We start from the raw sequence: 11,343 nt of genomic DNA on the forward strand, positions 1-11,343 counted from the left end.
GTTGTCTGCCCCCCCCATGCCTTGCAGTCGTTGCGGTTCCCGGCGAGTGGCCGGCCGACCACGACGACCAGGCGGGTGTCGGCATCGATGACGACCTGATGGTTGGTGGAGTACCGATAGTTCTTCGACCGCTCGGCGATCGTGTGGTCTCGGGTGGGCACCAGGGTGCCGTCCACGATGAGCACGGTGTCCTTAGCGAACCGCTTACGGGGCTGGAGTGCGAGCAGGGGTCCGAGGTGGTTGATGACTCGGCTGGCCGTCGACTTGGAGACGCCGAACCCGTGGCGCGGCGTGCTGATCTCCTGCTGGTCGATCTGCCGGGCCTGTACGGGATCGGGTAGCCAAACAACTTGGACATCCGTCCCAGCCTTCGACCGGCACGTTCGATGAGCGCGATGCTGTGACCCCACGGCGGCGGTGATCTGTCCCGGCCAGTCGACGCCGGCACGGCCGGGCACCTTCGACTCGGGCAGCCGGCGCACGGCGACGGCCATGGTCACCGGGGCGACCGGCTGCTGCAGAACCAGCGGGGCGCGGTCCTCGCCCGGGCCGTACGGCGGGAGACGAAACTCGGTGAGCTGCCGTTTCCGGCTGCCGTGAGGCCGGGCCGTCTGCCTCCGTGGCGAGTCTGCTCACCCCTCGGACCGGGCGCCGTCAGGGTTCCGTCAAAGCCGTGGGCCCCGCCGTATGGGGGGCGTCAACGACCGGCCTGATCCGGCCACGGATGCGCTTTCCTCTAATCGTCCGTATCAACCGAACCTCACTCCAGGAGTTCGCGATGGCCGATGTGGCCTTCGTCCTCGTCACGATCGCGGGTTTCGTACTCGTGGCTCTCGCAGCCAAGGGGGTGACGAAGCTGTGACCGCCGAGAACATCGTCGGCCTCGTCGTGGCCGTCTCCCTGCTGGGCTACCTCGTCCTCGCCCTGATCTTCCCGGAGAGGTTCTGAGACAAGAGATGGGTCCCGTACTCGCCGGCGTACTCCAGTTGCTCGCTCTGACAGCCGCGCTGGCACTCGCCTACAAGCCCCTCGGCACCTACATGGCCAAGGTGTACTCCTCCGACAAGCACCTGCGTGTCGAGAAGTGGATCTACAAGGGCATTGGTGCCGACCCCGACACGGGGATGCGCTGGCCCGCGTACCTGCGCGGCATCCTCGCCTTCTCCGTGGTCGGCGTTCTGTTCCTCTACGCCCTGCAGCGGCTCCAGGGAGTCCTGCCCGGCTCGCTCGGCTTCGCCGCTGTTGACCCGGACCAGGCGTTCAACACGGCCGTCTCCTTCGTGACGAACACGAACTGGCAGTCGTACTCGGGCGAGCAGGCGATGGGCCACGTCGTGCAGACCGCCGGCCTGGCCGTACAGAACTTCGTCTCCGCCGCCGTCGGCATAGCCGTCGCCGTGGCGCTCGTGCGCGGATTCGCCCTCCCCCACTCTCAGCTGCGTTCGAGCGGGGGGACCCCCATCCGCACCGGTGAGCTGGGCAACTTCTGGGCGGACCTGGTGCGCGGTGTCGTACGCGTCCTGGTGCCCCTGGCGGCTGTCGCCGCGGTCGTGCTGGTCGCCTGCGGCGCGATCCAGAACTTCTCCGGCATTCACGAGGTCGGCCAGTTCATGGGCGGCACGCAGCAGTGGAACGGCGGCGCGGTCGCCTCGCAGGAGGCCATCAAGGAGCTGGGCACCAACGGCGGCGGCTACTTCAACGCCAACAGCTCCCACCCCTTCGAGAACCCCACGTCCTTCACCAACCTCTTCGAGATCTTCCTGATCCTGCTGATCCCGTTCTCGATCACCCGGACCTTCGGTTTGATGGTCGGCTCGGTCAAGCAGGGCTACGCGATCCTCGCCACCATGGCCACCATCTGGCTCGGCTTCGTCGCGCTGATGATGTGGACCGAGTTCGCCCATCACGGCCCGGCCTTCCAGGCCGCGGGCGGGGCGTACGAGGGCAAGGAGGTCCGCTTCGGCGTCGGCGCGTCCTCGATCTTCGCGGTGTCGACCACGCTCACCTCGACCGGAGCCGTCGACTCCTTCCATTCCTCCTTCACCGGTCTCGGCGGCGGCATCACCCTGCTCGGCATGATGCTGGGCGAGATCGCGCCCGGCGGGGTCGGCTCCGGCCTCTACGGCATGCTGATCATGGCGATTATCGCGGTGTTCATCGCAGGTCTGATGGTGGGCCGCACGCCCGAGTACCTGGGCAAGAAGATCGGCTCCCGCGAGATCAAGCTGGCGGCCTGCTACATCCTGATCACCCCGACGCTCGTGCTCGTCTTCACCGCGTTCACGATGGCGCTGCCGACGCCGGCGAACTCGATGACCAACAGCGGCGCGCACGGGTTCTCCGAGATCCTGTACGCCTGCACGTCCGGAGCGAACAACAACGGCTCGGCGTTCGCCGGCCTGAACGCGGACACGCAGTGGTTCAACACCACGATCGGCCTGGCGATGCTCCTCGGCCGGTTCCTGCCGATGGTGTTCGTGCTGGCACTGGCCGGCTCGCTCGCCGAGCAGAAGCCGGTCCCGGCCACCGCGGGCACCCTGCGCACGGACAAGCCGCTGTACACCGGGCTGCTGGTCGGCACGATCATCATCATCACCGGTCTGACGTACTTCCCCGCACTCGCGCTGGGACCGCTGGCCGAAGGGCTGGCGTGATGACCACCGACGTAAAGAGGCAGGACCTCATGTCGACTCCCACCCTGGCGCCCCACCAGGACGCCCCCACCGGCCACAAGCCCGCCGAGGGCCGTGTGGGCGCCGGCCTCTTCGACCCCAAGCAGTTGGTGAAGTCGCTGCCGGACGCCTTTCGCAAGCTCGATCCGCGGGTGATGGTCAAGTCCCCCGTGATGTTCGTGGTGTGGATCGGCTCCGTGTTGACCACGGTCTTCTCCTTCACGGACCCGGGCGACTGGTTCGGCTGGACCATCAGCGCCTGGCTGTGGCTGACGGTCGTCTTCGCCAACCTGGCGGAGGCCGTCGCCGAGGGCCGCGGCAAGGCCCAGGCCGACACTCTGCGCAAGGCCAAGACCCACACGGTCGCGCGCCGCCTCGTGGGCGACCGCGAGGAGCACGTGCCCGGCACCGAGCTGAGGATCGACGACCTGGTCGTCTGCGAGGCCGGCGACGTCATCCCCGGTGACGGAGACGTCGTCGAGGGCGTGGCCTCCGTCGACGAATCGGCGATCACCGGCGAGTCCGCGCCCGTGATCCGCGAGTCCGGCGGCGACCGTTCGGCGGTCACCGGCGGCACCAAGGTCCTCTCCGACCGGATCGTCGTAAAGATCACGACGAAGCCCGGCGAGACGTTCATCGACCGAATGATCAATCTGGTCGAGGGCGCGGCCCGGCAGAAGACGCCGAACGAGATCGCGCTCAACATCCTCCTGGCCTCGCTGACCATCGTCTTCCTGCTTGCCTGTGCCACGCTGCCGCCCCTGGCGGACTACGCGGGCACCCACCTGACGATGGTCGTGCTCGTCGCCCTGCTGGTCTGCCTGATCCCGACCACGATCGGTGCCCTGCTCTCGGCGATCGGCATCGCCGGAATGGACCGGCTCGTGCAGCGCAACGTGCTCGCCATGTCCGGCCGCGCGGTCGAGGCCGCCGGTGACGTCTCCACCCTGCTGCTGGACAAGACCGGCACCATCACCCTGGGCAACCGGCAGGCCGCCGAGTTCGTGCCCGTGCGCGGCACGACCGAGGCACAGGTCGCCGACGCGGCGCAGCTCTCGTCGCTGGCCGACGAGACGCCCGAAGGACGCTCCATCGTGGTCCTCGCCAAGGAGAAGTACGGGTTGCGGGAGCGCCACCAGGGCGAGCTGGTGGGTGCCGAGTGGATCGCCTTCACCGCCCAGACCCGGATGTCCGGCGTCGACGTCGGCGGGCGCAGGATCCGCAAGGGCGCGGCCGGTTCGGTCACCGCCTGGGTCCGGGAGAACGGCGGCACCGTCGCCGACGACGCCGATGCGATCGCCGACCGCATCGCCGAAGCCGGTGGTACGCCCCTGCTCGTCGCGGTCGAGGACGCGCGAGGGGCCCGTGTCCTGGGCGTCATCCACCTCAAGGACGTCGTCAAGGACGGCATGCGCGAGCGGTTCGAGGAGCTGCGCCGCATGGGCATCAAGACCGTCATGATCACGGGTGACAACCCGCTGACGGCCAGGGCGATCGCCGAGGAGGCCGGGGTCGACGACTTCCTGGCCGAGGCCATCCCCGAGGACAAGATGGCCCTCATCAAGCGGGAGCAGGCGGGCGGCAAGCTCGTCGCGATGACCGGTGACGGCACCAACGACGCGCCCGCGCTGGCCCAGGCGGACGTCGGCGTGGCGATGAACACCGGCACGTCGGCCGCAAAGGAGGCTGGCAACATGGTCGACCTCGACTCCAACCCCACCAAGCTCATCGAGGTCGTCGAGATCGGCAAGCAGTTGCTGATCACCCGGGGCGCACTGACCACGTTCTCCATCGCCAACGACGTGGCGAAGTACTTCGCGATCATCCCGGCGCTGTTCGCCGCGGTTTACCCGGGCCTGGACAAGCTCAACATCATGGGGCTGTCCTCCCCGGACTACGCCATCCTGTCCGCCGTCATCTTCAACGCGCTGATCATCATCGCGCTGGTGCCGCTCTCCCTGAAGGGCGTGCAGTACCGGCCGGGCAGCGCGGACAGGCTGCTGCGGCGCAACCTGACGGTCTACGGCCTCGGCGGACTCGTCGCTCCGTTCATCGGCATCAAGATCATCGACCTGCTCGTCTCCCTCATCCCCGGAATCGGCTGAAGGCCATGAACAACTCCGTATCGAACACCGCCCGGCTGCTCGGGGCGGGCCTGCGCGCCCTCCTCTTGCTGACCCTGGTGACCGGTGTCCTCTATCCCCTGGTCGTCACGGGCATCGCGCAGGGGCTGTTCCCCGACCGGGTGAACGGCTCCGAGGTGAAGGCGGACGGCAGGGTCGTCGGCTCGTCCCTCATCGGACAGGCGTACAACCTGCCGCTGAAGGAGGGCCAGGAGACCCCGGCACCGGACCTGAAGTGGTTCCAGGGCCGCCCGCAGAACGGCCTCGGCACCAACAGCGTCAACACCCAGTACGAGCTCATCCTGTCCGGCGCGACCAACCGGTCCGGGGACAACGAAGAGCTCATCCAGTGGGTGAAGGACGCCAAGGCCGCCGTCGTCAAGGACAACTCCACGGGCACCTACAAGGTGAAGCCGTCCCAGGTGCCCGCCGACGCGGTCACCTCCTCCGGCTCCGGACTGGACCCGAACATCTCGCCGCAGTACGCGGACATCCAGGTCCACCGGGTCGCCGAGGAGAACGGCCTGTCCATCGTGCAGGTGCAGAAGCTCGTCGACGAGCACACCGAGGGCCGCACCCTCGGCTTCATGGGAGAGCCGCGCGTGAACGTCCTCGAACTCAACATCGCGCTCAAGGAACTCGTGGCGAAGAGCTGATGGCATTGCACGATGTCCTCGGGAGTCGGCGGCTCCAGGTACACCGCGGTGCCGTCGGCTCCCGCATCCGTGACGTCGGACGCCCCGCGTCCGGGCGTACCCGGCGCGACGTACGACAGGAGAGGCAGACATCCATGACCCGGGTGCTCGTGGTCGAGGACGACCCGCAACTGGTGCGGGCCCTCGTCCTGAACTTGCGTGCCCGCCACTACGGCGTGGACGCGGCTCCGGACGGGGCCACGGCCCTGCGGCTCGCCGCCGCACGGCAGCCCGACGTGGTGCTGCTCGACCTCGGTCTGCCTGACATGGACGGCGTCGACATCGTCAAGGGCCTGCGGGGCTGGAGCCGCGTGCCGATCCTGGTCCTGTCCGCCCGCCAGGCGTCCGACGAGAAGGTCGCAGCCCTCGACGCCGGCGCCGACGACTACATCACCAAGCCGTTCAGCATGAACGAGCTGCTGGCCCGGCTGCGGGCCGCGGTACGCCGTACCGAGGACACCTCGGTGGGTGCGGCGGTGACTCTGGTCGAGACAGACGACTTCACCATCGACCTCGTGGGCAAGAAGGTCGTCCGGGACGGGCGTGACGTGCGGCTCACCCCGACCGAGTGGCACCTGCTGGAGATCCTGGTGACCAATCCCGGCCGGCTGATCACGCAGAAGCACCTTCTCCAGGAGGTCTGGGGCGTCTCCCAGAGCGGTAAGACCAACTACCTGCGTGTCTATACGGCCCAGCTGCGCCGCAAACTGGAGAGGGACCCCTCCCGACCCCGCTATCTGATCACCGAGCCCGGCATGGGCTACCGCTTCGAGAACTGACCGGGGAACGACATGGCACGTGGCAAGCTTCGGATCTACCTCGGCGCGGCTCCCGGTGTCGGCAAGACGTACGCGATGCTGTCGGAGGCGCACCGTCGCGTCGAGCGGGGCACCGACTGCGTGGTCGCCTTCGTGGAGCACCACGGCCGGTCGCACACCGAGGTGATGCTGAACGGACTGGAGCAGGTGCCCCGCAAGGAGCTCGACCACCGGGGCGGCACCTTCACCGAGATGGACGTCGACGCCGTCCTGCGCCGGGCCCCCGCGGTCGCCCTGGTGGACGAGCTGGCCCACACCAACGTGCCGGGCTCCCGCAACACCAAACGCTGGCAGGACGTACAGGAACTGCTCGCCGCCGGCATCGACGTGATAACGACCGTCAACATCCAGCACCTGGAGTCGCTGGGTGACGTGGTCGACTCGATCACCGGGGTGCGGCAGCGCGAGACGGTCCCCGACGACGTCGTACGGCGTGCCGACCAGATCGAGCTGGTCGACATGTCACCGGAGGCGCTGCGCCGCCGCATGGCGCACGGCAACATCTACAAGCCGGACAAGGTCGACGCGGCTCTGTCCAATTACTTCCGGCCGGGCAACCTCACCGCCCTGCGCGAACTGGCTCTGCTCTGGGTCGCCGACCGGGTCGACGCCTACCTGACCAAGTACCGCAACGAGCACCATGTCGCGGCCATATGGGGCTCGCGGGAGCGCATCGTGGTGGGTCTGACCGGCGGCCCGGAGGGGCGCACCCTGATCCGGCGCGCGGCGAGGCTGGCGGAGAAGGGCGCAGGGGGTGAGGTACTGGCTGTCTACATATCCCGCAGTGACGGCCTGACCGCCGCCTCGCCGAGGGAACTGGCCGTCCAGCGCACGCTGGTGGAGAATCTGGGCGGCACCTTCCACCACGTCGTCGGCGACGACATCCCGGCCGCTCTGCTCGACTTCGCCCGCGGGGTGAACGCCACGCAGATCGTGCTGGGTGTCTCCCGCCGCAGAAGCTGGCAGTACGTCTTCGGTCCCGGAGTCGGCGCCACGGTGGCCCGCGAGTCCGGTCCCGACCTCGACGTCCACCTCATCACGCACGCCGAGGCGGGCAAGGGCCGAGGCCTGCCGGTGGCCCGCAGCGCACGCCTCGGGCGGTCCCGGGTCGTCGCGGGCTGGCTCGTGGGTGTGCTGGGCCCCGTCCTGTTCACCTGGCTGCTGACGGGTGCCGTTCCGGACGTCGGTCTCGCCAACGACATGCTCCTGTTCCTGTCCCTGACGGTGGCGGCGGCCATGCTGGGCGGGCTGTTCCCGGCGCTGGTGTCCGCGGTGGTGGGCTCCACGCTGCTGAACTGGTACTTCACCCCGCCCGTCCACACGCTCACCATCGCCGACCCGCAGAACATCGTCGCTATCACGGTCTTCGTCGGGGTCGCCGTGGCCGTCGCGTCCGTGGTGGACCTTTCGGCCCGGCGCACCCACCAGGCGGCGCGGCTGCGGGCCGAGTCGGAGATCCTCTCCTTCCTCGCCGGCAACGTCCTGCGCGGCGAGACGAGTCTCGACGCCCTCCTGGAACGGGTCCGCGAGACCTTCGGCATGGAGTCGGTGGCCCTCCTGGAGAGGGAGAGCGACGTGGCGCCCTGGACGTGTGCCGGCAGCGTCGGCCCGCGCCCCTGCGCCGGTCCCGACGAGGCGGACGTCGACGTCCCGGTCGGGGATCACACGGCCCTGGCCCTGTCCGGCCGGGTGCTGCCGGCGGAGGACCGCCGGGTACTGGCCGCGTTCGCCGCCCAGGCGGCGGTGGTCGTGGACCGCCGGCGTCTCCAGCAGGAGGCGAACCAGGCCAAGGAACTCGCCGAGGGCAACCGCATCCGCACCGCCCTCCTCGCTGCCGTCAGTCACGACCTGCGCACCCCGCTCGCCGGTATCAAGGCGGCGGTCACCTCCCTGCGCTCCGATGACGTCGAGTGGTCCGAAGAGGACCAGGTGGAACTGCTGGAGGCCATCGAGGACGGCGCCGACCGCCTCGACCACCTCGTCGGCAACCTGCTCGACATGTCCCGCCTCCAGACCGGCACCGTCACCCCGATCATCCGCGAGACCGACCTGGACGAGGTCATCCCGATGGCGCTCGGCGGCGTACCCGAGGGCAGCGTGGACCTGGACGTGCCCGAGAGCCTGCCCATGGTCGGCGTGGACCGCGGCCTGCTGGAACGGTCGGTCGCCAACATCGTCGAGAACGCGGTGAAGTACAACCCGCCGGGCGAGCGCGTCCTGGTCTCCGCGAGCGCCATAGCCGACCGGGTGGAGATCAGGGTCGTCGACCGCGGCCCCGGTGTCCCGGACGAGGTCAAGGACCGCATCTTCGAACCCTTCCAGCGCTACGGCGACGCTCCGCGCGGCGACGGGGTGGGACTCGGCCTCGCGGTCGCCCGCGGCTTCGCAGAGGCCATCGGCGGCACTCTGCACGCCGACGACACCCCCGGCGGCGGCCTGACCATGGTGCTCGCCGTACGGACTGCACCCGGGCGCCGGCGGGAGCGGCCGGATGTGTCCCCCGCGGTCACGTCCTGATGGTCCGTGGAGCGTACGCGCGCATGAGGCCACGGCGAGGCGGGCGGGTCGCACGGGACCGGAACCCACGCACCACCGAGAGGGCTGTGCAGACATGGAACCACTCCGGGAACGGGGAATGAGATCCCGGATCGTCGGCCTCACGAGCGGCTCGGTCGTCCTCATCGCCGAGGGCGCTCTCACTGACTGGATACGGCTCATCGGCATCGGCGCGTGGATGCTCATCGCAGCCGGCTTCTGGAAAATGATCTACCGACCGTGATCGCTGAAGCCTCAGTCCACGGCGCGGTAAAGCCGGCAACCCGGGTACAGGCGCGCACGTCGCCGGCTGCCGGCGTTGACGCTCGTGTGACGCTCCGAACGCCGGGGTGCAGGGCGATGGACTGAGGAACGGACACTGACCTGCGGTTTCGCCTGACTTCTCAGGCCGACATCTTTCCGATGACGACGCACGTGGAGTGCGTGGCGATCCTCGAACCTGTTGGCAAGGGGTCCTGACCTGCGCTTCTGTTGTTCGGGTGGGGCCGCTCGACCTGTTTCCTCCGGGTAGCGGTTCGAGCGGGCGGCTCGATCTTTGCACCTCGCTGACCTGCGGGTCCGTGAGCGAAATGCCTGCATGGCCGACGCCTTGGGAGGGGGTTCGGAAATTCTTGACGCTCGGATGACGCCCGAAGCGGGACCGCACCGCCGCAGGCGGAGTGAGCGATCATCTCGGCTCCTCGTTCTCTGGGGCCGAGAAGGCGCACCGACCGCGCCACTTCGATATCGGTCAGGCATCATCCCCGTATGGCGATGACACTCCGACTCCCCGACGACCTTGACGCGAAGGTCATCCAGCGTGCTTGTCGTGACGGTCGGGACTGTTGCACGAGTAGGTGACAGCGGGCTGTGCAGCAGTCCCTTCCGAAGGTTCTGGTCGCCCTCACGACGTGGGAAGCCCCGATGCCGCCTTCAGTGCCCCCGTACGTTCGTCGAACGTAACTGTTTAGGGGTTTCAGCTGGTTGCGGGCAGCATCCATGGCCGTCCGGCGAAGAGGTCGCGCAGGGCGGTGAGGGGGCTGATGCCGTGTGTGCGGACGGTGGAGATGTGGGCGCGGATCCGGGCGAAGCGCCTTGCGCCGGTCAGGGTCCGCCAGGCCCCGGAGACCTTCTGTTGCACCTTGATCATCCGTAGGTCGCGTTCGGCCTGGTTGTTGTCGAACGGGACACTGAAGCCGACCATGTACCGCTGGTACATGGTGGTGCGGTCCCGCAGGCGCATGGCCAGAGCCCTGGCCTTGGAGCGGGGGCCGGTGCCGGCGTAGGGGTTGGCGGCGATGCCGCACAACGCTGCCTGCCGGTAGCGGTCCTGGAAACCGGCCGACGTCTCGGCGTCCAGGGCGTCGTGCCCGGTGGCCACAGCGTCGGCGACTGCGTCCTTCGCCTCGACCAGGACATCGATCATCGCCTGGGCCCAGGCGGGGTCATGGCGGGTGTCCTCGGTCACGGCAATGGGTTCACGCAGCACGTGCGCCCCGCACAGGGCCTGCGCGTCGCCGTAGACCGTGTAGGGGGCCAGGGCATCGGTGACCAGGGTGCCGGTGAAGCCGGGCAGGACGCCGAGGTCGTCCATGGCCGCCCGGCCGCGCTGGTGGTGGATGCCGTAGAAGGTGACCAGGTGGGTGCACATCACGTGCAGCCAGTGCAGTTTCCCCGCGACCCGTACCCCGGACTCGTCCGCGTGCGCGACCGGCACCGTGGCCAGGTGGTCCTTGACCTGGGCCTCGAAGGACCCGAGCCCGTCGTGGGCGCGAGCCGGGACGGACAGGACGGTGCCGGTGGAGACCGGCAGGCTGAACAGGCAGTCCATGGCCTCGGCGAGGCGTTGGGCCGGCAGGTGCTGATAGGCCGACAGGCAGGCGATCGCGGCTCGGACGCCGGGTCCGTACACGGCGGCCGCCGTGGGCAGGTCCGGAGCCGTCGCCGTGGTGGTGTACCCGCAACCGCACACCGCCCGGTGCAGCCGGTGCTCGGTCACCTGGGGGCGGATCTCGGGCAGATCGAAGACCTGCCGGGCCCGGAAGCCCGAACCCGACGCATCGGACAGACCACCGCCACAGCTGCCGCACGCGGCCGGATGATGATCGACTATCACGTCCGGGTCGGTGACCTGCTCCAGCCGGCCACCGGGATCGCCCTTGGCCCGGCCCGGCCGACGCCCCGACGCCTTGCGCAGCGACTTCGGTGCGGGCCTCTTGTCCAGCCCGTCACTGGACGGCGGCTTGGAGGAGTTGCGCCAATCAGCGGCCAGCCGCCGCTTCAACTCCGCGATCTCAGCGTCCTGCTCGACGATCCGTGCTTCACGTCGCTCAATCGTCGCGGCCTGCGCGGCTGCTACCAGCCTCAGCTCCACGATCAGACCGGCCAGCTCGTTGTACGACGGCGGCGGCTGCTCGGAGGTCACAAGATCAATCTACTCGACCATCGCGACTGCCCCGCACCACGTCACCGCAGGTCACGGACGGCCGTAAACAGTCAC

9 protein-coding genes and 1 pseudogene are annotated in these 11,343 nt (G+C 68.9%); 8 read left to right on the forward strand and 2 right to left on the reverse strand.

The features are described 5' to 3' along the window. Nucleotides 1-14: 14 nt before the first annotated feature. Nucleotides 15-278, reverse strand: a pseudogene (locus B9S61_RS15485) (transposase); the annotation flags it as partial. 446 nt (nucleotides 279-724) lie between these two features. On the opposite strand from B9S61_RS15485, the gene B9S61_RS40855 reads away from it, so the two are divergent. The 8 genes from B9S61_RS40855 (at nucleotide 725) to B9S61_RS40860 (ending at nucleotide 9,087) form a co-directional block, all read left to right on the forward strand. Beyond that, the gene (locus B9S61_RS40855; RefSeq protein WP_181007379.1) at nucleotides 725-862 is read left to right on the forward strand and encodes a hypothetical protein; all 138 of its coding nucleotides are present in this window, start codon (nucleotides 725-727) and stop codon (nucleotides 860-862) included. Beyond that, nucleotides 859-948 carry a K(+)-transporting ATPase subunit F gene (gene kdpF / locus B9S61_RS15490; RefSeq protein WP_037722934.1) on the forward strand — a complete coding sequence of 30 codons (90 nt, stop codon included), beginning with the start codon at nucleotides 859-861 and terminating at the stop codon, nucleotides 946-948. The genes B9S61_RS40855 and kdpF overlap by 4 nt, the downstream gene beginning before the upstream one ends. A gap of 8 nt (nucleotides 949-956) precedes the next feature. Next, nucleotides 957-2,654 carry a potassium-transporting ATPase subunit KdpA gene (gene kdpA, locus B9S61_RS15495; RefSeq protein WP_103542787.1) on the forward strand — a complete coding sequence of 566 codons (1,698 nt, stop codon included), beginning with the start codon at nucleotides 957-959 and terminating at the stop codon, nucleotides 2,652-2,654. Then, nucleotides 2,654-4,777, forward strand: coding sequence for a potassium-transporting ATPase subunit KdpB (gene kdpB, locus B9S61_RS15500; RefSeq protein WP_181007380.1), 2,124 nt, complete (start codon nucleotides 2,654-2,656; stop codon nucleotides 4,775-4,777). The genes kdpA and kdpB overlap by 1 nt, the downstream gene beginning before the upstream one ends. Before the next feature lie 5 nt (nucleotides 4,778-4,782). After that, entirely contained in the window at nucleotides 4,783-5,451 is a 669-nt protein-coding gene (locus B9S61_RS15505; RefSeq protein ID WP_103542788.1) for a potassium-transporting ATPase subunit C, read from the forward strand. A gap of 134 nt (nucleotides 5,452-5,585) precedes the next feature. Then, the gene (locus tag B9S61_RS15510) at nucleotides 5,586-6,269 is read left to right on the forward strand and encodes a response regulator (RefSeq protein WP_103542789.1); all 684 of its coding nucleotides are present in this window, start codon (nucleotides 5,586-5,588) and stop codon (nucleotides 6,267-6,269) included. A gap of 12 nt (nucleotides 6,270-6,281) precedes the next feature. Beyond that, nucleotides 6,282-8,825 (forward strand): sensor histidine kinase KdpD, encoded by a 2,544-nt coding sequence (locus tag B9S61_RS15515; protein ID WP_103542790.1) that lies wholly within the window; start codon nucleotides 6,282-6,284, stop codon nucleotides 8,823-8,825. 118 nt (nucleotides 8,826-8,943) lie between these two features. Next, on the forward strand, nucleotides 8,944-9,087 hold the full coding sequence (locus tag B9S61_RS40860; protein ID WP_181007381.1) for a hypothetical protein: 144 nt from the start codon (nucleotides 8,944-8,946) through the stop codon (nucleotides 9,085-9,087). Nucleotides 9,088-9,819: 732 nt separating this feature from the next. Here the strand turns inward: B9S61_RS40860 and B9S61_RS15520 are convergent. Continuing rightward, complete coding sequence (locus B9S61_RS15520) at nucleotides 9,820-11,268, reverse strand: IS66 family transposase (RefSeq protein ID WP_103542791.1); 1,449 nt, start codon at nucleotides 11,266-11,268, stop codon at nucleotides 9,820-9,822. Nucleotides 11,269-11,343: the final 75 nt, after the last annotated feature.

Origin of the sequence: Streptomyces sp. SM1 (assembly GCF_002910825.1) — a bacterium.
In the GTDB taxonomy this organism is placed as follows: Bacteria; Actinomycetota; Actinomycetes; order Streptomycetales; family Streptomycetaceae; genus Streptomyces; species Streptomyces okerensis.